Genomic DNA, 23,730 nt, shown 5'->3' with positions numbered 1-23,730 from the left:
CCGAAGATCGCTAAGGTCCGCTCGACTTGCATGTATTAGGCACGCCGCCAGCGTTCGTCCTGAGCCAGGATCAAACTCTCCAAGAAAGTTTGTGACTCATTTTGAATCTGACGAGAAATAATTCTCATTTATGCTCCGCAAATCATTCAGTCAAAAGACTCGAACCGATTTGCTTCGCTATCGACCTTGCAAGCAAGGTCTAATCTCACTCGTTGTTCAGTTTTCAAAGATCAAACACTTCGTTTTCGTCGCTGTTGTTGTGTTCAGCAGCAACTCTTATATAATATCATGGTCTCTCGAGATTTGCAAGCTTTTTTTAAAAAACTTTTAATCTTTCAATTCCATCCGGCTTTTCATAGATTTCTTGGCCGGAATATTAATATAACACGCATCAATAACTTTTGGCAAGTCTTTTTCTCTAAAAACATTATCCATTTATTGGGACACTTAAGCATGTTGAAGATGCGGCGTCTGATTTTCCAATGTTAACTCCCATCTTCCGTTTGTCGCTTCAATTTTGTGGATGCTAGTGTTGGCTGCCGGAAAAAACGTGTTTTTATTCGTCCACGTCAAATCCTTTACGATATGGTAGATGATATTGATGACGCCGCCATGCGTTACAACCAACACGTTTTCGCCATCGTTTTCTTCCATTTGGCTTCTGCATAAATCATTGAACGCTTCTTTAATCCGTAAAAAATTTTCAATCGGGCTTTCGCCTCCCGGATAACGTTCATCCATCCTTAAGCTCGAAAAGTATAACCCCGGATATTTTTCATTTGCAGTTTCGTTTGCCATACCGGCCAGAACGCCGTTGTTGGTTTCCCTCCATTTTTCCGATTGAACGACGGATAGGCCGAGTTTTTCCCCAACGATTTGAGCGGTTTCAGATGCTCTGGTCAAATCGCTGGTCAAAATCCGACAGATGTTGTACTGATCCTGATGCTCAAAAAGATACTCTCCCAACCGTTCCGCTTGCCGGATTCCTTCAGGTACCAGCCCTCTCATGCTCCAGCCTCCGCGATACCCTTCTTCGTCTTTGCCGTGGCGAACCAAATAAATGGCCATTGTCATCTCCTCCTTGTTGTAAGCCAAGCTTCCTCAAATTCGACGCCTCGCCGCCTAATTCCTTGTCCGACACGCAAAATTACCCGTTTTCGCAAAGATGCGGCAGCTCGACACCTTTTTTTGCACTTCAACAAAATCTATGTCCCCCCAAACCGGCAAGCAAGCCGGACATAAGCGTCCGGCTTGGCAGCTCTGCTCTTTCGTTATTAGCCTTTGATCCAAGGATTTTTGCGTCTGGAGGAATTTTGCTTCTTTGCTTTATTGGAAACCGATTTATCGCGGGAAGACGTAGCGCTTCTTTTCGTGCTGTTCAATGTTTTGGCTGTCTTACCGGGATCGGCTTCCGTTTTGCCTGTAGCTTCTACGTCTTCAAAGGTTTCGATCGGGGCTTGCGCCGCCGCCTGTACGGCATTTACCGCTGCGGAAGGTTCGGATTCGGATTCGGGTTCCGCCTGCTGCGGAGGGAACGTATATGCTTGAACTTGGGCTTGAGCTTGAGCCCGATCCCACACCGGATATTCCATCCCGCTCCATCCGGGAAACGGCATGTTCGGGTCGTGGTAAGGCATATTCGGATCGTGATAAGGCATATTCGGATCGTGATAAGGCATATTCGGACCATGGGCGTGTGCACCTAATGGAGCATTCGGCTCAACGCCGTAACTTCCCACCAGCGGAACCGGTGCCGGATGCGGATAACACCATGGCGGAAGGACAAAATGCGGATAGCAATAAGGATCATAAACCGCCGGCTGAACAAAGGCCGGTTCAGGTGCATGAAAAACGGGTGCCGTGCCGGAACAACCGCAAGGGTTCGGCGCATGGACCGGTTCGTAATAGATCGGCGAAACCTGGCCGGGATGGTATGGCTGATTCGGCTGATGGCTTACAGGGAACTTCATGTTTGGTTCATAAGCGACGGGCGACGCTTGGTTTTCCCAAGAAGGGCTTACCCAGTGTTGGTTCGGCATCTCGTAATCTTCAGCACCCGCCACGATCCCCGGATAATGCGAGGATTTTCCCGGATATGGCTTATTGCCGTAAGTATGCACTGCCTGAACCTCTTCATCGCAAGGCGTATGATAGAATGAACCGACTTCATGCACGGCGGTCGGGAATTGCATAAACGGATGATGGGCGCCCTCGCATCCGCAAGGCTCCTCTGCTACAGGTTTGACGCCTGACGGTTTTTTTTCGGAAAGAGGCATAATATTCGGTGTCACGTTCGGCATTACATTCGGATGAATGTTCTCAGCCATGACGTTCGGCATCACGTTCGGATGAATGTTCTCTGCCATGACGTTCGGTATCACGTTCGGATGAATGTTCTCTGCCATGACGTTCGGCATTACATTCGGATGAATGTTCTCTGCCATGACGTTCGGCATCACGTTCGGATGAATGTTCTCCGCCATGACGTTTGGCATCACGTTCGGATGAATGTTCTCCGCCATGACGTTCGGCATTACGTTCGGATGAATGTTCTCCGCCATGACGTTCGGCATCACGTTCGGAGCCGTCATTTCAGGCATGACGTTGGATACGTTCGGCATCATATTCGGAATATTCGGCAAATTCGGGAGCGTCATTTCGGGCATAAGATTGGGGAGCGGCACATTAGGCAGTTCCGGAAGCTGCTGCGGCTGAACTTGACTTGGGGCCGTCATCTCCGCTTTAGGGGCAGTCACTTCCGCTTTGGGGGCTGTCATTTCTTCTTTGGGACCGGTGTAAGCCTTCCCGCCGGGTTGAAGTTTTTCGTGTTGCACGTTGGCATTTTCATTCACGTTCGCACTTGGATTCGGGTCGTCGGCCGGCCCCGGATTGCCTTTGGTTTTCGGAATGTTTACGACCTCGCCTACCAATAGCGCATTCGGATTTTTGAGCTGGGGATTGGCGTCGATCATTTCCTTCAAGGAAACTCCCCATGCTTTCGACAGCTTCCACAGCGTATCTCCTTGCTTCACGACATGCTTATGAATGATGTGGTCAGGGCTTGGCACCTGCACCGGTTCCGCCGGAATCTTCACTTTTTGTCCGACCTGCAGCTCGTTGGGATCTGAAATTTGCGGATTGGCGTCGATGATTTTTTGCAGAGGAATATCGTACTTTTTGGAGAGCTCATATAAAGTGTCGCCACTTTTTACGATGTGTATCTTCACGCGGCAAATACCTCCTAAACTCTTATAGGCGCATGAATCGTCCGCCTTCGTTACTACATCTTATGCAGAGGATGGGCGGATGACATCCCTAACGACAAAAAAATCCTTCCATGAGCTTGTCATGAAAGGATTTTTCGCGAACGGGCGCGCATGATCCGGGCGCTTGGTCAGGCTTACCACACTTTGTAGCCGTCCTGAGTGACCGCTTTGCGGAACTCTTCAAGCAGCTTAAGCGTAACCGGACCCGCTTCGCCTGTGCCGATGATCCGTCCGTCGATTTCGCGGGCTGCGATAACTTCTGCGGCCGTACCCGTAAAAAAGACTTCATCCGCAATATACACGTCATGCATCGTAAACGGCTCTTCTTTCAGCTTGTAACCGAGTTTGTCGCACAGTTCGATAATCGCCATCCGGGTGATGCCTTCAAGCGCTCCAAGATAGCAAGGAGGAGTGTACACGACGCCTCTTTTGACGATAAAAATGTTGTCGCCGGAGCCTTCGGTAACGTAGCCTTGCGCATTCATCATAATCGCTTCGTCCGCTTCGGCCAGGTTCGACTGGATTTTCACCAAAATATTGTTCAGGTAGTTCAAGGATTTGATCTTCGGATTTAAGGCGTCCGGCAAATTGCGGCGCGTCGATACCGATACGGCACGGAGGCCTTTTTTGTACGCTTCTTCCGAGTAGATCGCAAGCTGTTCCACGATGATGAGCACCGTCGGTTTCGGGCAGCGTCTTGGATCAAGGCCCAGGTTGCCTGCTCCGCGGGAAACGACAAGGCGGATGTAGCCGTTTCTCATATCGTTGCGGCGGATCGTTTCCGCCATCGCTTCGCGCATTTCCTCAAACGTCAACGGAATCGCAAGGTCGATCGATTTTGCGGAATCGTACAGGCGTTCCAAGTGCTCGTCGCATTTGAAAATGTTGCCTTCATAGATGCGGATCCCCTCAAAAATGCCGTCCCCGTACAAAAAACCGTGATCGAAAACCGATACTTTCGCGTTTTCTTTGGTAACGAATTCTCCATCCAAATAGATCCACTGCTCTGACATAAACTACAGCACCTCCGAAATTAGTTCCTGATAAGTATAGCTTGGATAAGATCCAAGAACGCGCACCTGACAGCCCAAAGCTTCGATTTCTTCAATGGCCGCCGTCAGCAGCACCGATTCCGCCGATTCCAGAACATCGATATAAAAATAATAACTGCCCAGCTTTTTTTTCGTCGGACGGGATTCGATGCGGGACAGGTTCAGGCGTCTCCAGGCGAAAGCGGCAAGCACCTGATGCAGCGCACCCGCAAAATCCTCCGGCAGCGTAACCAGAATGCTCGTTTTCATCTGTTTAACCGGCTTCGGCAGCTCGGTCAGCGCTTCTTTGCCGATCAAAATGAATCTCGTGTAATTGTTGTCGTGGTCCGTTACGCGTTTGGCCAAGACGTCCAGATTGTGCGTCGCGGCGCCAAGCGAAGTGCCGATCGCGGCCAGCCCCTGGCCCGGGTTGTTTTTGACGATCCCGATAGCTTCGGTCGTGCTGCCCGCATTCACCAGCTCCGCCTGCGGCATGTGCTTGCGGATAAATTGCTGGCATTGAGCCATCGCCACGGGGTGGGATAAAATTTTCTGGATTTTCGTAAAATCCGCTTCGCCGGATTCCCCGAGAAATTCCTCGCGGTCTCCGACCAAGTTTTGAATCGACGGATACACCCATTCGATCTGCATCGGAATGTCCACTTCGTTAACGAGCCAATCCATATGAAGGCTAACCGAGCCTTCGATCGTATTTTCGATCGGAATGACGCTGTAATCCGTTTTTCCGTTGGCCGTCGACAAAAACACGTCGGAGATCAGCTTATGGTACACCAGCTCCGCCGTATTCTCTCCAAGCAGTTGCACAACGGCCTCGTGCGACACCGACCCTTCGGGCAATAATGCTATTCGCTTCATGCTTTTACTTCCCCTTCTATCATTTGCATAAATGAGCCAGTCGACATGCTGCCGATCAGGCGTGCCCCTTCGCGGTCGGGGACCAGCCACCTTGCAGACGCGCTTATGCCCTCGGCCTTCATCGTATTCAGCAGATATGACTCAAGTTCCTTTTTCCTTAGCGAATGCCGGTCGACAAGCGCAAGCAGCGTCGGTCCGGCGCCGCTCAGCGCGATCCCCAAAGCCCCATGGTCTGCGGCCCGCTCCAAAATCTCGACCATGCCCGGGACAAGCTCCGCCCGGTACGGCTGATGAAGGCGGTCGGACATCGCCCGGCTGATCAAGTCCAGTCTGCCTTGGGAAAGCGCAGCTACCAGCAAAGAAGATCTGCTAATATTATACACCGCATCCTTGCGGCTTATCTTATCCGGGAGTACCTTTCTTGCTTCCGACGTCGACAATTGGAAATCCGGAATGACGACCAGCACTTCCAAATCATCGTGCGGCTCCATCCGGACGTAATCCGCATGCTCCCCGTCCCAGATCGCCGTAATGAGCCCGCCGAACAAGGAAGCTCCGACGTTATCGGGATGGTCCTCGATCGCCGTCGCCATATCCAGAAGCCTGGCATCGGAAAGGGGAGAACCGATCAATGCGTTTGCGGCATAAAGCGCGCCGACGATGGCCGAAGCGCTGCTGCCTAGCCCCCGGGTCAGCGGGATGTCGGAGTACATCGAAATTTCCAGCTCCGGCAGATGAACGCCGGCTTCCCGAAATACCATCTGGGCCACCTGATAGACGAGGTTGGTTTTATCCCTCGGAATCCCGTCCATTTCGTTTCCGTACAAACGAATCTCCGTTTGGTCCGCTTCCTTCATTCCCACCCATGCATACAAAGACAAGGCCATGCCAAGCGTGTCGAACCCCGGACCCAGATTCGCGGTGCTGGCAGGAATCCTTACGTACACGCCTTCCGGTTTGATCATGCTTTCGCCTCTTCCAGCTTTGCGATAGCCTCCATAACGGCCTCTTCGGTATCCGGCACGACGAGCGGCTCGGCGTTGACGGTTTTGAGGGCGACGTTCGGGTCTTTCAGCCCGTTGCCTGTCAGAACGCAGACGACGGTTTCCCCGCCTTTGAAATAACCCTCCCGCTTCAGCTTGAGCACGCCCGCTACCGAAGCTGCGGAAGCCGGCTCGGCAAATACTCCTTCACGGGATGCAATAAGGCGGTAAGCGGCCAAAATTTCGTCGTCCGTCACATAATTGATTTGTCCGCCCGATTCCTCGGCTGCGGCAACCGCCGTCTTCCAGCTGGCTGGGTTGCCGATCCGGATCGCCGTCGCGATCGTTTCCGGTTCAAGGATCGGCTCGCCTTTGACGATTGCCATGGCGCCTTCGGCTTCGAAGCCGACCATTTTCGGCAGGGAAGACGACTTGCCTGCGGCATGGTATTCCTTAAAACCTTTCCAATAAGCCGAAATGTTGCCCGCGTTCCCGACCGGGATCGCCAAAACGTCAGGCGCTTTGCCAAGCTGGTCGACCACTTCGAACGCAGCCGTTTTTTGGCCTTCGATGCGGTACGGGTTGACCGAGTTTACGAGCGTGATCGGATGCTTGGCCGTAATTTCGCGCACGATCTCCAGCGCGCGGTCGAAGTTGCCTTCGATGGCGATCACCTTCGCGCCGTAAATCATCGCCTGCGCCAGTTTGCCCAGGGCAATGTTGTTGTTCGGAATGAGCACGATGCAGTTCAGTCCCGCCCGGGCCGCATAAGCTGCGGCGGCAGCGGAAGTATTGCCGGTGGATGCGCACATGATGGTGCGGCTGCCTTCTTCGACCGCCTTGGCAACGGCCATCACCATGCCGCGGTCCTTAAACGAACCCGTCGGGTTCAAACCTTCATATTTGAAATGGAGATCAAGCCCAAGCTCCTCCGAAAGATTCACGGCGCGGATCAGCGGCGTATTGCCTTCCTTGAGCGTAAGCATCGGCGTGTTTTCGTTGACAGGCAAATAGGGTTTGTAAGTTTGAAGCAGTCCTTGGTATGACATCGGTATGGCTCCTTTTTTCGTTGTTCAGGATTTGGCAAAATCCTTTATATATATGAAGTTCATTAAGCACGCAAACTAGAATGAGGGTTATCCCTCCACACGGTACACGCTTTTGATCTTGCGGATCACGTCAAGCCCTTCGAAATGCTGCAGCACTTTGTCCATGCTCGCCTTGCTGGCGTTGTGCGTAACGATGATGATCTCCGCTTCCGGATTCAGCTCGTTTGGCTGCTGCACCACCGACTCCAGGCTCACCCCGAATTCGGCGAATACTTGGGTGATTTTTGCAAGTACGCCGGCTTTGTCGTCCACATGAAGCAAAATAAAGTTTTTGAACGCGATTTGCTCGTCGCTCTTCAGCTTTTTCGGTTTATACGGCACGATGGCTTTCAAGCCGTTGACGCCGAGCTTCAAGTTTTTGATGACGGCCACCAAATCGGCAACGACGGAAGTTGCCGTTGGCATCTCTCCCGCGCCGGCACCGTAAAACATCGTCTCGCCTACGGCCTCGCCGTACACGTACACAGCGTTAAATACGCCGTTGACGGAGGCAATCGGATGTCCTTTGCGGACCATCGTCGGCTGAACGCTGATGCTTACGTGATCGTCTTCCCGGTCGGCGATGCCGAGCAGCTTCATCTCGTATCCCAACCGTTTGGCGTACGCAATGTCTTCTTTCGAGACCTGCGAAATGCCGCGCACGCTGACGTCCTTCAGCTCCACGTTGGTACGGAAGCCCAGCGTTCCGAGAATCGCCATTTTGCGGGCCGCATCCAAGCCTTCGACGTCCGAAGTCGGGTCGGCCTCCGCGTAACCCAGTTTCTGCGCCTCCTCCAGCACGGCTTCGTAGGATACTCCTTCCTGGCTCATTTTCGATAAAATATAGTTCGTCGTTCCGTTCACGATCCCCATGATTTTCAAAATGCGGTCGGACGAAAATCCTTCGATCAGCGTACGGATAATCGGGATCCCGCCGGCGACGCTGGCCTCATAAAACACATCGCATTGCTTCTCCTGCGCTTTGGCCAAAATTTCGGAGCCGTGCAAAGCCATCAGATCTTTGTTGGCCGTCACGATATGTTTGTCGCGGTCCAAGGCTTCGAGGATATATTCCTTCGTAAGATCTATGCCGCCCATGACTTCCACGATGACGTCGATTTCGGGATCCCGGATCACTTCCCACGGATCTTCCGTCAACTTGTGTTTGTCCACGGTAATGCTGCGGGTTTTGTCGCTGTTTTTTACGGCGATTTTTTCAATGATGATCGGAGAGCCGACCTGACTGCTCAAATCCTCTTGATGACCCTCCACGATTCTTACGACGCCCGTTCCCACGGTGCCAAGACCCAATAAACCCACTTTAACCGGCTTCATTCCCTCTCCTCCTGTTACATGCGAACATTTCAATTTTTCTATGAACTTCGTTTTTCGACCCTGTCTCTCGCTATTCGGCCTTGACCAAAATCCTTCCAGGATTAGCCTTGTCCGATGAGGTTCGCGCGTTTCACTCCGGCGCAGTCCCTCAGGCTTTCGAGCAAATCCCCGAGCTCTTCGCTAATGCGGGAAACCTCGACGGAAATGACGACATTGGCGATTCCCTGCAGCGGGATGCTTTGGTTGATCGTCAGCACGTTGCCGCCGAAACCGGCCACAAGGCTGAGCACTTTCGACAGCATGCCGGAGCGGTGCTCCATGTCCATCGAAATCGTCACGATCCGTTCTCTCTCCAACTGGTTGATCATGTGGATGCCGTCCTTATATTTGTAAAATGCGCTGCGGCTCATCCCCACCTGTTCCACGGCTTCATGCACCGTCTTGGCGTCGCCGGCGGCGAGGAGCTGCTTGACCTGCATCGTTTTGACCACGGCTTCAGGCAAAATATCTTCCCGGACCAAATAATAGCGTTCTTTCACGAACGTCCTCTCCTCAAAGACTTATGTTTTTATATAGTGGACATTATAAAGAATTGCATCCGAGGGGTCAATAGATTTCAGCCTTTTTGTCCAGAAGAATACAATAAGAGCGCTTACTTGGCAAGATGTTTATGATGATGTTTTATGTATGCGGCCTCCGCAAATATCCGGATATACAAAAAGCCGCTCGGGGTGCGTTAAGCGCCCTCAAACGGCTTGTGAATAGCGTTGGCCGGTAAAAATTTTGCCGGTTCACGGATTGCCCTGGAAGGCTATTAGTAGTAGCTGCTGCCTTCTACGAATTCGAATTCGAAATCGGCGATCCGGACGATCGTTCCTTCCTCCGCCCCGCGTTTGCGCAGCTCGTCGTCAATGCCCATATGGCGCATCGTGCGTGCCAGCTTCAAAATCGCCTCATGCGAATTCAGCTGCATTCGCTTAAGCATGCGTTCGATTTTTTCGCTGTGCACGACAAAGGCTTCGTTATCCCGCGTGATCGTAAACGAATTGTCGTCGTCCTTTTTGTTTAGTTTGTACACTTTTCTTTCCGCCGTATCGGCGACTTCCTCGACGTGAACCTCCTGCGGGATTGAATCGAGAATGTCGGCCGCGCGGTACAGCAGCTCCTGGATTCCCTGGCGGGTCAACGAGGAGATCGGCATAATTTCGATGTCCGGTCTCTGCTCTCCTACCAGCTTGCGGAACGTTTCCAGATTGGCCTCCGCATCCGGCATATCCATCTTGTTCGCCGCCACGATTTGCGGCCGTTCGGCCAGCGCCGCGTTGTACAGCTTCAGTTCTTCGTTGATTTTCACCCAATCCTCAAACGGATCGCGGCCTTCCGATCCCGCCATGTCCACCACGTGGATAATGATCCTTGTCCGTTCCACATGGCGCAAAAATTCATGGCCCAAACCGACGCCCTGGTGAGCGCCTTCGATCAAGCCGGGCAAATCCGCCATGACGAAGCTGCGGCCGTCGCCGACTTCAACCATCCCGAGATTCGGCGTGATGGTCGTAAAATGGTATGCCCCGATTTTCGGCTGGGCCGCGGAGACGACGGAGAGCAGGGTCGATTTGCCGACGCTCGGAAATCCGACAAGCCCGACGTCAGCCATCACCTTCAGCTCCATGACGAGGTAACGCTCCTCGCCTTCTTCCCCGTGCTCCGCCAGCTCCGGAGCCGGATTGCTCGGCGTGGCGAAACGGATGTTGCCACGTCCGCCACGTCCGCCGCGGGCAACCACGACCTCCTGGCCGTGACGGACCATATCGGCAAGCACTTCTCCCGTATCGTCATCGATCAGCACGGTGCCGGGCGGTATCCGCACGATCATATTTTCGGCATTGGCGCCGTGCTGGCTCTTATTCCGTCCCTTTTCACCGCGCTTTGCTTTAAAATGCCGCTGGTAACGGAAATCCATCAGCGTCCGCAGGCCTTCGTCGACGCGGAAAATGACGTCCCCGCCTTTTCCTCCGTCCCCGCCTGCCGGGCCGCCTTCGGGCACGTATTTCTCCCGGCGGAAAGCGATCAATCCGTCGCCCCCGTCACCGCCTTTGACGTAAATTTTCGCTTTATCTACAAACATGACTTCACCTTCCTCATGACTCACACGGCACGCGTAACAGAAACGAAGCCTGAGAGGGATGAAGCTGCTCCGCTTTCATTCGTTTGCCTTGTACCACATTGTAAATTTGCTGCTTCAGCAGTTCCGGATCCCCCATGGCGCCTTCGCCTTCAAAGCACACGACGATTTCCGGGCCGTTCTGGCGCAGGCTCAGCCGCAGCTTGCGCGTGTCGGCCCAAGAGGCTTTGCCTCCGTGCTGGTAAGCGCGCACCGTCTCGATGATGGCCGCCGCCAGATCGGCGCCGTCCCCCGGGCTCAGCTTATCGAGCTGCACATCCGGATCCACGTCGATCTCAAGCTCCAGGTCGCTGTTGGACGTCCGGAACGATTGCAGATAATAAACAAGAGACGGAATGCCCAGCTTCGAAATTTTGCTTTCCCGGTTCATCCGTTCCTTTATTCTTTCCACACTTTCCACAGCTTTATCAATTTTTCCGAGCCGGATATACCCGTACAAAATTTGCAGGTCGTTCATCCAGTCGTGCCGGTGGTGATTCAGCGTCCGAATGGCGCTTTCTTCGAAGTCCCGAAGCTGCGCCTGCCGCTCCGCTTTCTGCCCGCGGCTCATCAGGACGAAACCTCCGGCCAGAACCGCGGCTACCCATAACACCAACACGACGCCCCAGATGAACGACTTGTCCCGCATCACGAAAAACAATGGAACAACGACTGATGCGGCGATGATAGCCAATATGCATTTCCAGGATTTCAAGCGGCCTCTCCCCATTCTTGATCACCGATCATCCTTACATCAATTACCAGTATACCACAGCAATCCTTGTTGTTCATCCAACTGCCCTAAAACTTGCAAATCGCTTTAAAAACGTCGATCGACGCGTCGCATTTTCTTATCTTTTCAAAAAAAAGCCCCCGGCAAGCACTGCCGAAGGCTCTTCTTGTGTTCTACCGTTATCCGCGTAAACGAACTTACGCTTCTACTGCTGCCGCTACAGGAGCAGCTTCAACAGGGTAGACGCTCACTTTTTTGCGGTCGCGGCCCCAACGCTCGAATTTCACGACGCCGTCCACTTTCGCAAACAGAGTATCGTCTTTGCCGATGCCCACGTTCGCGCCAGGATGAATTTTCGTTCCGCGTTGGCGAACCAGGATGCTTCCGCCGGTCACGGTTTGTCCGTCAGCACGCTTCACGCCAAGGCGTTTCGCTTCGCTGTCGCGTCCGTTCTTCGTGGAACCAACACCCTTTTTGGATGCGAACAATTGAAGGTTCAATTTTAACATGTTGTCTACCTCCTTCTTTAAATAGTGACTTCTTTTATTTGAATATACTTCCCGTATGATTCTGCAATCGAATTCAGCATGACAACCATGGATTCGAGCAGCAGCTGTGCCTGAGGATCGACGCCCCGATCTCCTTCGGAAGGAAAATGGGCGCTCAAAAACCCGTCGTTCATTCTGCTGTCCATTACGGTTCCGGTCAGCTCCTCGAGCGAATTTACGGTTCCGACGGTGACCGCCGATACGCCGGCGCACACGATATCCTCTCCGTGCTTCGCAAAGTTCGCGTGACCTTTCACCTCAAAGCCATGGATGCCTCCATCCTTACGTCTTAGTATGCGCACTTGAATCAAAGGAGCGCACCTTCTTACGCTTGGATTTTTTCGATCGTTACTTTAGTGTAAGGTTGACGATGGCCTTGTTTCTTGTGGTAGTTCTTTTTAGGCTTGTATTTGTATACAACAACCTTTTGGCCTTTGCCATGCTTCTCCACTTTTGCGGTTACGGATGCGCCGGAAACGACTGGCGTACCGGTTACCAAACCGTTGTTGCCGGATACAGCCAGAACGCGGTCAAAAGTCACGCTTTCGCCGTCGCCTGCATTCAGCTTTTCGATGTACAATACGTCGCCCTCTTGAACTTTGTATTGTTTGCCGCCAGTTTCGATAATTGCGTACATTGCTTGCACCTCCTCATGTCTCAGACTCGCCTGATCCAGGTGGCCGCCCGAAGGCTGCGCTTAGTAGAACCCGACCGGAGCGGTTACAGCATGTGACAAGCATTCTAGAGAAACACTGGACACATACTCATAGATATTAACATAACCACGGGACCAAGTCAATGGATTCCCAGAAGGCTTATCCGCCCCGTCCCGTCGCAGTGGTCGCAGGTCTTGGCTTGCAGCATCGCCGTGTCGTCCCTGACTTTTTTGCGGGTCAATTCGAGCAGGCCGAGCCTCGTCCAGCCGACCACATGGCTTTTCGTGCGGTCTTTGCTCATCCCCGCTTCGAGCATGTCCACGACCTCTTGACGGTGCTTCTCCTGCTCCATGTCGATAAAATCGACGATGATAATGCCGCCGGCGTCGCGAAGCCGGATCAGCCTGGCGATTTCCTTGGCCGCCTGCAGATTGATCCGCGTGACCGTATCCTCAAGGCTTTCCCCGCCTGTATATTTGCCGGTGTTGACGTCCACGACGGTAAGCGCTTCGGTCTGGTCCCACACGATCGATCCGCCGCTTTCCAGCATCACTTTGCGCGAAAAATCCCGCTCGATCTGCTCCTGAATGCCAAACGCTTTGAAAATATGCTCCTGCCCTTGATACACGTTGACCGGCAGATGGCTGCCATGGGCGATTTCCTCCAAAAATATTTCCGCTTCCCTGGCTTCTTTGGCGCTGTCGATTTGAAGCAAGTCATGCTGCGGGTCAAATACGTCGCGGATAAACCGCTGCACGATGCTCAAATCCCGGTGCAAAAGCGCGGGCGCCGAACACGTCTCGGCCCGCTCCCGGATGGCGCCCCACTGCTCGCGCAGCAAGGCAAGATCGCCGGCGATGGCGTCCGGATGCTCCTCCTCCGAAACCGTCCGCATAATGATACCTTCCCCTTCCAGACGGATTTCTTCGCCCAGCATTTTCAGGCGGCTGCGCTCATGCTCCTTGCTCACCTTTTTCGAAACGGCGACGTAATCCGCGTTCGGCATCAAAACGACCCAGCGGCCGGGCAGCGAATAATGCGTGGTCACGCGCGGCCCTTTGCTTCCCAGCGGCTCTTTCATGACCTGTACGACGATTTCCTGGCCGACGCGCAGCAGCGTCTCGATCGGAGGTTTTTCTTTCGGCTGCTTTTCCAGATTCGGGTGCAGCACGTCGTCCACATACAAAAACGCGTTTTTTTTATGACCGATATCCACAAACGCGGCCTGCATGCCCGGAAGCACGTTGACGACACGTCCTTTATAAAAACTGCCCACCAAGCTGTGATTTTGGCTGCGTTCCGCCGCAAACTCCACCAGCTTGCCTTCCTCCAAGAGGGCCATCTGCGTCAGCTTCGGTTCACAATGAACGATCATTTGTTTCATGGCTTCACCCCTGCTAGAAGACATTTCCATCCCATATTACCATGAAATCTCCTTTTTTAGCTTAAAGCTCTATTTCGGGAATATCCCTTTTTATGCCATACATCAGTTTCGCCCGATCACCGCAGCAGCGTGGGGCGTTCTGTTGCGAAATAAGCCGAAATCAGGCGCTGTTCGGGAAGCATGGCGATCAAGCCTCCCTGTTTGTTTATCACATAAACGACATGGTATTTCCCTCTTTTAAATAGACGCAAAATGCTGTCCAAATGTTTCGCCGGATCGGCAATGATCGGCTGGGCAAAACTGCCTTTTCTCGCCGCCTCGCCGTATCCTTTCTCCCGGTTCATAAGAAACCTCGTAAAGCGGTACGGAATATGCCTATAATCCATCCAATTGGAGTAAAGAAGAAAAATGCCGATCATGAGCAGATTCAAATGAATTTTGGCTTCTCCCTGCAGGAGGGGCGAAACCGATAACAGCACGACCACCGCGCTGCCGGCCACGCTGATCCTGGAGGACCACAATAACGTTTGATGATACGGAAAAAACAGGCTCGCTGCGGCGTGGAGAATTTTCCCCCCGTCGAGCGGCAGGACCGGCAGCAGGTTAAAGCCTGCGATCATGGCGTTCCCGTAAACGACGTAAGACAAAAAAGCGCCGTCTCCCCATCCGGCCTCGCGAAAAAGGAGCGCGCCCCCGATCATCATCGCGTTCATGAGCGGACCCGCGGCGGCGATGCCGATCTCCCTCCAGGCCGTCAGTTGCCCATGGTCCTCGATTTCCACCACGCCGCCGAACGGCAGCATCTGAATCGAGCGGATGCGGACGCCGCACAGCAGCGCGGCCGCGAGATGGCCCAGCTCATGAATGAACACGATGGAAAATAAAACGATCAGCTCCAGAAAATGTCCGGTAACGACGGAAAACAGCATGAGAATGACAAAAAAAGGATGCAGCGACAGCGTGATCCCCCGCACGTTAATCAATGGGGATCACGTCCGCCGGGTCAACGTAGCTGCCATCCTCTTTCACGGAAAAAAACAAGGTTGGCGCCTCTCCTTCCACGCCGGCCTGCAGCTGGCCGATCACGTCTCCCCCTTCGACCCAATCGTTTTTTTGCAGGCGCGTTTTGGCCAAATGCCCGTAGGAAGCGACCAGCTTGCCTGTATGCTGGATCGTGACGGTCATCCCGGTCTCGCTATTTCCCGACACGTCGATAACCCGGCCCGTCTCCACGCTTTTGACTTCGAGCGACGAGCCGGACGTTTGTTTCGGAGCGATCTCCACGCCTTTCAAATTCACGGCAAACGATTGAACGATTTCGCCTTCCAACGGCGGGTACATGGATTTGGAAGCATTCACTTTCAGCGGCGACGCCTGGTTTTGCTTAAAAATCGGGATAAATGCCGGCGCTTTTCCAAAATGGGATTCGTACCATGCCTCCACCGCCTGAAAGTCCATTTCGCGGTTGAGCGACTGCATGACGTACTCCTGGATTTTCGGGCTCCATGGCTGCGGATATTTAAAAAGTCCCCAGACAAGGGCAAACAGGATGACGCTAAAAAACAAACGCCACATAAAGCCGGAAAAAAAACGGGATTTATGATACGACGGGCCTCCGCCCCTGGCATATTCTTGTTTCCAAACCTTCTCCGGATCGGGCTCCGGCGCAAACGTCTCCGGCAATCGGCCTGTGCTCCATAACGGGAGCTGTTCTTCAACGGGCTGCGGCGGCGGGCCAGCCGGTTCCTCGCGGAGCAGAAGATCCCGGATGCGCTCTTCCCTCCGCTGTTTGATCGAAGTCTTTGTGTCCATGTCTGTGATCCCCTTTCGAGGCTTGTTTTTGTTTTATTTTATGAAGGGATGTCCCCGGTTTAGAACAAGCCTTCCAAGCCCCGCGACCACGGTTCCATCCTTGACGCCCGCCTAGCAAAAAAAGAACCCCTCTGATAGAGGAGTTCCCTTTGGAGATCGGCTAGAGCGGTTCTTAACCGATGTTCCGGACTTTGGCGGGCGCCGGGGCCGCTCCGGATTTCCGCTTGGCCAAATCCATCTTGCGCTGCAAATACCCGAGCACGATGTCTGCGACAATGGCCAGCACCGCGGCAGGAATGGCCCCCGCGAAGATGCGGAGCGAGTTGTTGCTGTTGAGGCCGGCATAGATTTCCCGTCCGAGCCCGCCGCCGCCGACAAGCGGAGCGATGGTGACGACCCCGATGGCGATAACGGCCGCGATCCGCAATCCGGACATGATGTAGGTCAGGGCCAGCGGAAACCGCACTTTGACAAGCAGCTGCAGCGGGCTCATGCCGATTCCTTTTCCCGATTCCAGGTAACTTGGGGAGACCTGCTTCAGCCCGACGTACGTATTGCGCGTAATCGGATTAAGCGAGTACAGGAAAAGCCCCACCATCACCGTCTTCATGCCCAAACCGAGCCAGAGCATCAGCACGACCAGCATGGCCAAGCTCGGAACGACCTGAAGAATGTTCGTAATGAACAAGACGATTTTGGCCGCCCAACGGCTTCTGGAGCAAAGGATGCCCAGCGGCACGCCGACGATGACCGCCAGCCCGAGGCCGATGACCACCATGATGATGTGCTGTACGAAATAATCCCACAGCATGCCGCTGTTGCGGGACACGTAGGATAAAAAGTCCATAAACGTCAATTGCTTGTTTTCCATGCTTACCCTCCTTTAGCTTTTCAAGAGGCCCTGCTGCTTCAAGTAGGCAATGGCCACCTCGCGTTCGCTTTTTTTCTCGATGTCCACCTGGTAATTCAGCGAGATCATCGTATCCGCATCCAGATGGCCGACCAGAGGTGCGATCGCATCCTCGATTTCGGGGTGCTTTTTCAGCAGATCCGAACGCAGGACCGGGCTCGCGTCATATGGAGGGAAAAACTGTTGGTCGTCCTTCAGCGTCTGCAAATTGTACGCCTTCAGCCTGGAATCCGTCGAATAAGCAAGCACGATATCGACCTGCTTCTGTGCGACCGCGCTGTATACCAGGCTGATTTCCATCGGAAACACCTGGCCGAATTTGATCCCGTACGTTTTGGAAAATGCCGGATAGCCGTCCGTGCTGCGCTCTAACCACGTCGTATCGACGCCAAGCTTCATGCCTGCCATATCTTTTTTGACGTCGGAGATTTTGGCGTAACCTTTGGATTCGGCCAGATCCTTGCGCACCGTGAAGGCATACGTATTTTCGAATCCGAGCGGTTTCATCCAGGTAAAGTCGTAATATTTTTGGAATCCCGTTTGGGCTTCCTTCAAAACCTCTTCGCGGTCCTTCGAACCGCTGATCGGAAAATGGTTGTTGAAAATTTCACCGGTATATAAGGTCGCCATCTGGACATCGTTTCGTTTCATCGCATTGATGACAAGCGAGCTCGACGCCAGGTCCGGTATGATGTCTACGCTGAGTTTCGTGCGGTCTTCGATGAGGGCTTTGTACATTTCCGCCAAAATTTTCGTTTCGGTATACGTCTGCGTCCCGATCGTGACTTCGCTTTGGATTCCGCAGGCGGATGTCATGCCGGCAAACACGAACGCGCAGAGCAGCATCAGCATCCATTTGAGCTTCTTCAGATTCATCACGCCTCCCTTGTTCAGTTCCGAACGCTTGCTTCCGCGGTTCATAGGGCAGACTCCCTTGTCTGGTGAAAATGCCTGCTGAGCCAGCCCTCCAGAAGGCCAAGCAGCCCGTCGGCGATCAAGGCCAGAAGAATGGCGCCGATCCCGCCGATATAGATCATCTCGGGTTTGTTGACGCCGAGGCCGGATACGATCAGTTGGCCCAGGCCGCCGGCCCCGATCAGGGAAGCAAGCGTCGCCCAGCTGATGATGTACACGGTCGTAATCCGGATCCCCGACATGATGTAAGGGAGCGACAAAGGAAGCTGGATTTTCATGATCGTTTGCACGGTGCTGTAGCCCATCCCTTTGGCGGAATTGAGCACGCCTCTGTCAACCGATTGGAAGCCGTCATATGTGTTGCGCAAAATCGGCATTAACGAATAGAGAAGCAGCGCAAGGATCGCCGGCCTCATCCCGATGCCCATCAGCGGGATCAATATCGCCAGAAGCGCGAGGCTTGGCACCGTCTGAAACAGGTTGGCGATAAAAAACACGACGCTGTTGATCCAGCCCACCCGGCTGTAAACGAGCAAAATCCCGATCGGCACGGCGATGATCGTCCCCAAAATAACCGCCGAAAACGAGATGGACAAATGCTCCTCCAGAGCCTTCAAAATGTCCGGATACCGCTCCGTAATAAAACTCCAGAACGCGTTCATCATCACTCACCCTCTCCACTGTCGGCGGAACGGCCGACCCCCGGGTATACCTCGGCCAAATGTTTGACGACGCTGCCCCTCGTTATGAGCCCGAGAAACCGGTTGCTGCTGTCCACGACGGGCAGATTGCTCAGCTGGTGGCTGTCCATGATTTCAACCGCCTGCGCCAGCGTGCTGCCGGATGCGACGGAATAACGGACCGGTTGCATGACGTCCGCCACCGTTTTGCCTTCCTCCCCGTATTGGTCAAGCACGCGGTAGATGGAAACGGCGCCTTGAAGCTGCTTGTTCCGGTCCACGATGAGCAGGGAATCGACCCGCTTCATTTCCATCATTTTAATGGCTTCCGCCAGTCCCCGGCTCGGGAATACGGTCACCGGGTTCGTAATCATCACTTCGTCGACGAGCGGGATTTGATACGTGCTTTCGCTTTCGCCTTCGTCCTGAAGACGTTTTTGCCCGATGAAATTCCGCACGAAGTCGTTGGCGGGGTGACGAAGTATCGCATCCGGTTTGCCGATCTGAACCACTTCGCCCGCTTTCATCAGCACGATCGTATCCGCGATTTTGATCGCTTCGTCCATATCATGCGTCACGAAAATGATCGTTTTATGCAGCTCCTGCTGCAGCCGGATCAGTTCATCCTGCAGCTGCTCGCGGCTGATCGGATCCAGTGCGGAAAACGGTTCGTCCATCAGGATGATGTCCGGATCGGCCGCCAGGGCGCGCACGACGCCCACCCGCTGCTGCTGCCCGCCGCTTAGCTCCGACGGATAACGGGAGCCATAAACCGCATGGTCCAAGCCGACCATATCCAGCAGCTCATTGACGGTCCGCTCGATTTTGTCCTTATCCCATTTTTTCAGGCGGGGAACGACGCCCACGTTTTTGGAAATGTTCATATGCGGAAACAGACCGACGCTTTGAATGACATAACCGATATTGCGCCGCAGTTCGACCGGATTCATCCCTGAAATGTCCTTGCCGTCGATGAGCACTCTGCCCGATGAAGGCGTATTGAGGGCATTGATCAACTTCATCGTCGTCGATTTGCCGCAGCCGCTCGGCCCGATCAGAACGGTAATCTCGCCCTTTTTAAATTCCAGGTTGATGTCTTTGAGCGCGTGAAAGCCGTTATCGTAAACTTTGTTCACATGGTCCAGTACTATCATTCAATCGCCCCTTTGCAAGCATTATCCATATTATGCGGAGCATTCGGCATATCATCCGTGGGGGGAGTCAAAAAACTGCATGGGAAACCCTTGATGACCTCTCAAAGATCATTTTCGGATCGTCCCCGCTTGCAGATATAGAAGTCATAGGAAGCCAATGACCGAAGTCGAAACACGAAAAGAGGTCAAGCGCATGTAAAATGGGGTGGAAAAATCCAAGAGGAAACCCAGAGGTTCTAAACTGATCGAAAGCATAAATTCTTCGTTACGGCATTAGACTTGCATACCTTAACATTCCACCTTGATCTTAGCTATGTAGTGCCCGCGCGAAAACGAAAAGCATGCGCCCGCCAGGCGCATCTTTTTTGCCTTCCTAAAGCTGTAGTGCTGCTCCCCCCGACTTGAAACGAATGTGGCTATATGCGATTGCCATGCGTCCCCACAGAAGAGAAGGCGCACCCGCAGTTATATGCTCCATGTATTTACCCATTTGGATCAAGGGTGAAACGCTTTTGGGCCATTTTTTTTATTTTTTTGTGCCGCGGGTCCAAAATCCCCCATGAAGCAGCACCGGTTCCGTCACGACGATAAAGGCTTTCGGGTCCAGTTCCAGAATCGAATGATACAATTTTTTTTGATTTTTCCGTTTGGCCAGCACCTCAAACACGAGCCGATGTCCGTCGCGCCCGCTTCCGATCCATGAAGTCACGCCGTACCCGTTGTCCCGCAGCGCGTTGGCCATGTTGCTTTGCGGATCGTTGACGATGACCTTCATCGTAATATAACCGAGCGCGATTCGTCCTTCGATCCAGGAGCCGACCAACACCCCGAGCCCGTAACCGACCGCATAAACGATCAAGCTGAGCGGCTGGTTGACGTATTTCAGCACGATGCTGAGACCCAGCACGTAGATCGTAATCTCAAACATGCTGAGCGCCGCCGCCAAATACTTTTGTCCTTTCAGCGTTAAAATCATGCGCAGCGTAAAAAACGAAACGTAGACGATTTGAATGACAAAAATGGCTGCCAGTATACCAAGCATCACGGATCAACTCCTTCTATCAGTTCCGGCAAGGTATTGCTTGTCGAAAAAACCTCTATTCAAGTAACTTAACCTGATTCAAAGCCTGGTTATACATCAAAGAAGGCAAAAATAAAAAACTCTCCCGCGATTTGCGAGAGAGTCCTCTTCACCGGCAGGCTGTTAGCCCATGCCGAAAATCTTTTTGAATTTTGAAAACATGCCTTTTTTCTGATCCAAATGCATCAGCGGCACCGTATCCCCCAAAATGCGGCGGGCGATGTTGCGGTAGGCGATAGCCGCCCGCGAATCGGGATTCATCACCGTCGGCTCGCCGCTGTTCGCCGCTTTGATGACATGCTCGTCATCGGGCACGATCCCGATCAGATCGATGTTCAGCACCTGGATAACGTCCTCGATGTCGAGCATATCCCCTGTCTTCACCAAATTCGGACGAATGCGGTTGACGACAAGCTTCGGCGAACCGATCTCGGAGCTTTCAAGCAGCCCGATCACCCGGTCCGCGTCGCGCACGGCCGCGTTTTCCGGCGTCGTCACGACGATCGCTTTGTCCGCGCCGGCGATGGCGTTTTTGAACCCTTGCTCGATCCCTGCGGGACAGTCGATAATGACGTATTCATACTCTTTTTTCAGCTCTAAAACGATGTCTTTGACCTGCTCTGGCGACACGGCGTTTTTATCCTTCGTCTGGGCGGCCGGCAGCATATACAGCTCATCGAAACGTTTGTCCTTTACAAGCGCTTGATTCAAACGGCAGCGCCCTTCCGCAACGTCGACCAAATCGTAAATGATCCGGTTTTCAAGGCCCATGACCACGTCCAAATTGCGGAGGCCGATATCCGTATCCACCAGACAGACCTTTTTGCCAAGCAGTGCAAGCGCAGTCCCGATGTTGGCCGATGTGGTGGTTTTTCCGACACCGCCTTTACCGGAAGTAACGACAATAGCCTCTCCCATGTGTGCTACACCCCTTTAAACACGTTAAAATCAGGCCGCAAGCGTACAATATTGCTGATTTTGTCGATTTGCATGGCGCCGTTCTGTAAAAAAGCGAATTCCATGCTGGTTTCGCGCGTCTCCCATTCATCGGGCGGACGGCTGATTTGTTCCGCGATCCGAAGCTGCGTCGGGGCAAAATGGGATGCGGCGATGATCGATTCCTCGTTGCCGTCCACCCCGGCATGCGCCATGCCGCGCAAAGCCCCGAGTATGTAAATATCCCCCGTGCACAAAATGCTGCCGCCCGGGTTCACGTCCCCCAAAAAAAGCAGGTCCCCCTGATGGCGGAGCACTTGGCCGGATCTTACCATGCCGCACATGATCTTGTAAGGCGGAGCTTGCGCCTGCTCGGGTTCGGGATATTCGATCGAGCGGATGAGCAAATTCCCCTTTTGCTTCAAAATGTCGAGCATGCGCTGCTTCTCGTCTTCCGTAATCCTTCTTGATCCTAATTTGACATCCACGTGAATGATCGGACCGGTCAAAATATTTTGATGGCTGTGCTCCAGCTTGAACCGGAGTTCGCCAAGCAGTTCCTCATATTCGCATTCATCGTCAAGCAGGAATACCAGGCCATCTTTGATGCCCTTAATCGTGACGTGATTCGATTTTACTGCCATGCCTGTCCCCCCTATCCCATTACATTTCGCCTTCGGACGGCAAAGTTCCTGCCGGAAAGGAAAAATGGCGTATGAGACTTACGCCGCCTTTTCTTTTTTCTCACGACTAGCAATCTTTTCTAGCTGTTTTCGCAAAGGAACGTAAATGATAAGCCCGAACACGAAATGAAGCACAAGGTCGGGGAGAATGTGGTGCAGCAAATTCCAGTCATAAGTCACTTGCGTGAGCGAGAACAACCGGTATATCCCGTACAGCATGCTGTCGAACAACAGGCTGCCCAAAATGACGACCGTCATCATGACGGGCATCGGCGCCCGCCGGACGCGGAAAATGAAGCCCATAATATAGGTGGAAAAACCCATCACCAAAGAATAACTGCCGATCATATCGCCGTAAAAAACCACGTCATGAAGCATGCCGAAAATGATGCCGAGAACCAAAGCGGTATGGCGGTTATGGTAAATCGAAACGAACAGCAACACGATAAATACGAGATTGGGCGCAAGAATGCTCTGCCAAGAACCCGGCAAAAGCCACGGGACCAAGGTGCCTTCCAGGATAAACAGCAGAAACAGCAGCAGAAGAAGGACTTGCTTTCGCATCTTCATTACTTCGGAGCCTCCGGCGTAAAGACGACGAACAGCTGCTTCCAATCCTGGAATTCGGCCGCTGGCTTAATCGTTGCCGTTTTTGTTTTGCCGAACTTGCTTTCCTGCACGCTCAGCACTTTACCGATAATCAACCCCCGCGGATATTTGTCCGTATCGCCCAAAGAGACGATGGTGTCATCCTTTTTAATCGGATCATCCTGTTTGATCTGGGTCATGAGCAGCGTCTTCGTCGTCTCGTCATAACTTTCCACGATGCCGAAGGTTTGATGATTGTTCATCGACGTCGCCGCAATTCCGTTCGAATTCGGGTCCTTGGCGTCCATCGCCGTAATCAGCTTCACCGTCGAGGTGAAATTGCTGACATGGCTGATCACGCCGATCATGCCGTCGATGGAAATGACCGACTGCCCTACCTTGACGCCATCCCGTTCGCCGAGGTCAATGACCAAGGTTTTGTTGACCACATCCGCATTCACGCTGATGACTTGAGCGATATGATAGGAATAATTGAATTTATTTTTTTGCTGTTCCGTGAAATGCAGTGCTTCCTGAAGGTCTTTATTCTGCTTTTCAATAAAATTATAATTGGCTTTTTCCCGCGTATATTGGGCAAGCGCAATTTTCAATCGTTGATTTTCCTCGTATATCTCTCGCATATTGCCGATATCTTTAAACAAGCCCGCTATGTATCCAGCGGGCTTATAGATGATGTTTTGGACAAAACCGACAGTATCCCTCAAAAATTTCTCGGGCAAGGACAGCGACGCCCTTGGACCGAGCGTGAAACCCATCAGTGCGATAAACATAACAAGGGCGATCAAAATGACAAATAAGCGTTTGTTTCCAAGCAGCTTAAACAGTTTCAACACCCTCTAACTCTACTGATTTCTCTCTCCCAATATCAGGGGTTGACCCACAATTT

At 52.9% G+C, this 23,730-nt stretch carries 25 protein-coding genes, 1 rRNA gene and 1 other annotated feature; all 26 genes read right to left on the bottom strand.

The annotated features are described in order from the left end of the window. Positions 1–86, bottom strand: a 16S ribosomal RNA gene (locus tag RJP21_RS27320); the annotation flags it as partial. Between the two features lie 361 nt (positions 87–447). After that, on the bottom strand, positions 448–1,068 hold the full coding sequence (locus tag RJP21_RS27315; RefSeq protein ID WP_310862075.1) for a histidine phosphatase family protein: 621 nt from the start codon (positions 1,066–1,068) through the stop codon (positions 448–450). Positions 1,069–1,274: 206 nt separating this feature from the next. Further along, a complete protein-coding gene (locus RJP21_RS27310; protein ID WP_310862074.1) occupies positions 1,275–3,227 on the bottom strand; it encodes a LysM peptidoglycan-binding domain-containing protein in 1,953 nt (650 codons plus the stop codon). Between the two features lie 173 nt (positions 3,228–3,400). Beyond that, entirely contained in the window at positions 3,401–4,279 is an 879-nt protein-coding gene (gene ilvE / locus RJP21_RS27305) for a branched-chain-amino-acid transaminase (RefSeq protein ID WP_160045072.1), read from the bottom strand. Between the two features lie 3 nt (positions 4,280–4,282). Beyond that, on the bottom strand, positions 4,283–5,173 hold the full coding sequence (gene pheA, locus RJP21_RS27300; RefSeq protein WP_310862073.1) for a prephenate dehydratase: 891 nt from the start codon (positions 5,171–5,173) through the stop codon (positions 4,283–4,285). After that, the gene (gene thrB, locus RJP21_RS27295; RefSeq protein ID WP_310862072.1) at positions 5,170–6,138 is read right to left on the bottom strand and encodes a homoserine kinase; all 969 of its coding nucleotides are present in this window, start codon (positions 6,136–6,138) and stop codon (positions 5,170–5,172) included. The genes pheA and thrB overlap by 4 nt, the downstream gene beginning before the upstream one ends. Further along, positions 6,135–7,205, bottom strand: a complete 1,071-nt coding sequence (gene thrC / locus RJP21_RS27290; RefSeq protein ID WP_310862071.1) for a threonine synthase — start codon at positions 7,203–7,205, stop codon at positions 6,135–6,137. Before thrC ends, thrB begins: the two co-directional genes overlap by 4 nt. Before the next feature lie 87 nt (positions 7,206–7,292). Further along, a complete protein-coding gene (locus RJP21_RS27285) occupies positions 7,293–8,579 on the bottom strand; it encodes a homoserine dehydrogenase (RefSeq protein ID WP_310862070.1) in 1,287 nt (428 codons plus the stop codon). A gap of 101 nt (positions 8,580–8,680) precedes the next feature. After that, on the bottom strand, positions 8,681–9,118 hold the full coding sequence (locus RJP21_RS27280) for an ACT domain-containing protein (protein ID WP_036713034.1): 438 nt from the start codon (positions 9,116–9,118) through the stop codon (positions 8,681–8,683). A gap of 275 nt (positions 9,119–9,393) precedes the next feature. Further along, positions 9,394–10,707 (bottom strand): GTPase ObgE, encoded by a 1,314-nt coding sequence (gene obgE, locus RJP21_RS27275; protein ID WP_310862069.1) that lies wholly within the window; start codon positions 10,705–10,707, stop codon positions 9,394–9,396. 13 nt (positions 10,708–10,720) lie between these two features. Next, on the bottom strand, positions 10,721–11,458 hold the full coding sequence (locus RJP21_RS27270) for a Spo0B domain-containing protein (protein ID WP_160045079.1): 738 nt from the start codon (positions 11,456–11,458) through the stop codon (positions 10,721–10,723). A 215-nt stretch (positions 11,459–11,673) separates the two neighbouring features. Then, on the bottom strand, positions 11,674–11,985 hold the full coding sequence (rpmA, locus tag RJP21_RS27265; protein ID WP_160045080.1) for a 50S ribosomal protein L27: 312 nt from the start codon (positions 11,983–11,985) through the stop codon (positions 11,674–11,676). A gap of 17 nt (positions 11,986–12,002) precedes the next feature. Next, entirely contained in the window at positions 12,003–12,335 is a 333-nt protein-coding gene (locus tag RJP21_RS27260) for a ribosomal-processing cysteine protease Prp (protein ID WP_310862068.1), read from the bottom strand. A gap of 14 nt (positions 12,336–12,349) precedes the next feature. Further along, positions 12,350–12,661: a 50S ribosomal protein L21 gene (rplU, locus tag RJP21_RS27255; protein ID WP_160045082.1), complete on the bottom strand. Its 312-nt coding sequence runs from the start codon at positions 12,659–12,661 to the stop codon at positions 12,350–12,352. Positions 12,662–12,673: 12 nt separating this feature from the next. Next, positions 12,674–12,756 (bottom strand) — a sequence feature (ribosomal protein L21 leader region). A 63-nt stretch (positions 12,757–12,819) separates the two neighbouring features. Continuing rightward, positions 12,820–14,064, bottom strand: a complete 1,245-nt coding sequence (locus tag RJP21_RS27250; protein WP_310862067.1) for an Rne/Rng family ribonuclease — start codon at positions 14,062–14,064, stop codon at positions 12,820–12,822. A 116-nt stretch (positions 14,065–14,180) separates the two neighbouring features. Then, positions 14,181–15,047: a M50 family metallopeptidase gene (locus tag RJP21_RS27245; RefSeq protein ID WP_310862066.1), complete on the bottom strand. Its 867-nt coding sequence runs from the start codon at positions 15,045–15,047 to the stop codon at positions 14,181–14,183. Then, on the bottom strand, positions 15,040–15,876 hold the full coding sequence (locus RJP21_RS27240) for a peptidoglycan DD-metalloendopeptidase family protein (RefSeq protein WP_310862065.1): 837 nt from the start codon (positions 15,874–15,876) through the stop codon (positions 15,040–15,042). The genes RJP21_RS27245 and RJP21_RS27240 overlap by 8 nt, the downstream gene beginning before the upstream one ends. Positions 15,877–16,048: 172 nt before the next feature. Next, positions 16,049–16,747 carry an ABC transporter permease gene (locus RJP21_RS27235; RefSeq protein ID WP_160045086.1) on the bottom strand — a complete coding sequence of 233 codons (699 nt, stop codon included), beginning with the start codon at positions 16,745–16,747 and terminating at the stop codon, positions 16,049–16,051. 12 nt (positions 16,748–16,759) lie between these two features. Beyond that, on the bottom strand, positions 16,760–17,662 hold the full coding sequence (locus tag RJP21_RS27230; protein ID WP_310862082.1) for an osmoprotectant ABC transporter substrate-binding protein: 903 nt from the start codon (positions 17,660–17,662) through the stop codon (positions 16,760–16,762). A gap of 41 nt (positions 17,663–17,703) precedes the next feature. Continuing rightward, positions 17,704–18,363 carry an ABC transporter permease gene (locus tag RJP21_RS27225; protein ID WP_310862081.1) on the bottom strand — a complete coding sequence of 220 codons (660 nt, stop codon included), beginning with the start codon at positions 18,361–18,363 and terminating at the stop codon, positions 17,704–17,706. Positions 18,364–18,365: 2 nt separating this feature from the next. Then, positions 18,366–19,535, bottom strand: coding sequence for an ABC transporter ATP-binding protein (locus RJP21_RS27220; protein ID WP_160045087.1), 1,170 nt, complete (start codon positions 19,533–19,535; stop codon positions 18,366–18,368). A 526-nt stretch (positions 19,536–20,061) separates the two neighbouring features. Further along, entirely contained in the window at positions 20,062–20,577 is a 516-nt protein-coding gene (locus RJP21_RS27215) for a DUF2179 domain-containing protein (protein WP_160045088.1), read from the bottom strand. 162 nt (positions 20,578–20,739) lie between these two features. After that, entirely contained in the window at positions 20,740–21,534 is a 795-nt protein-coding gene (gene minD / locus RJP21_RS27210; protein WP_160045089.1) for a septum site-determining protein MinD, read from the bottom strand. Positions 21,535–21,539: 5 nt separating this feature from the next. Further along, positions 21,540–22,196 carry a septum site-determining protein MinC gene (gene minC, locus RJP21_RS27205; protein ID WP_160045090.1) on the bottom strand — a complete coding sequence of 219 codons (657 nt, stop codon included), beginning with the start codon at positions 22,194–22,196 and terminating at the stop codon, positions 21,540–21,542. A 78-nt stretch (positions 22,197–22,274) separates the two neighbouring features. Beyond that, positions 22,275–22,805, bottom strand: a complete 531-nt coding sequence (gene mreD / locus RJP21_RS27200; RefSeq protein WP_160045091.1) for a rod shape-determining protein MreD — start codon at positions 22,803–22,805, stop codon at positions 22,275–22,277. Next, entirely contained in the window at positions 22,805–23,677 is an 873-nt protein-coding gene (mreC, locus tag RJP21_RS27195; protein ID WP_310862064.1) for a rod shape-determining protein MreC, read from the bottom strand. Before mreC ends, mreD begins: the two co-directional genes overlap by 1 nt. Between the last annotated feature and the right edge of the window lie 53 nt (positions 23,678–23,730).

It is taken from the genome of Paenibacillus sp. VCA1, from assembly GCF_031583795.1.
In the GTDB taxonomy this organism is placed as follows: Bacteria; Bacillota; Bacilli; order Paenibacillales; family Paenibacillaceae; genus Paenibacillus_AQ; species Paenibacillus_AQ albilobatus.
The sequence above is the reverse complement of the archived record's forward strand: the minus strand, read 5'-3'. Positions and strand labels throughout refer to the sequence as shown.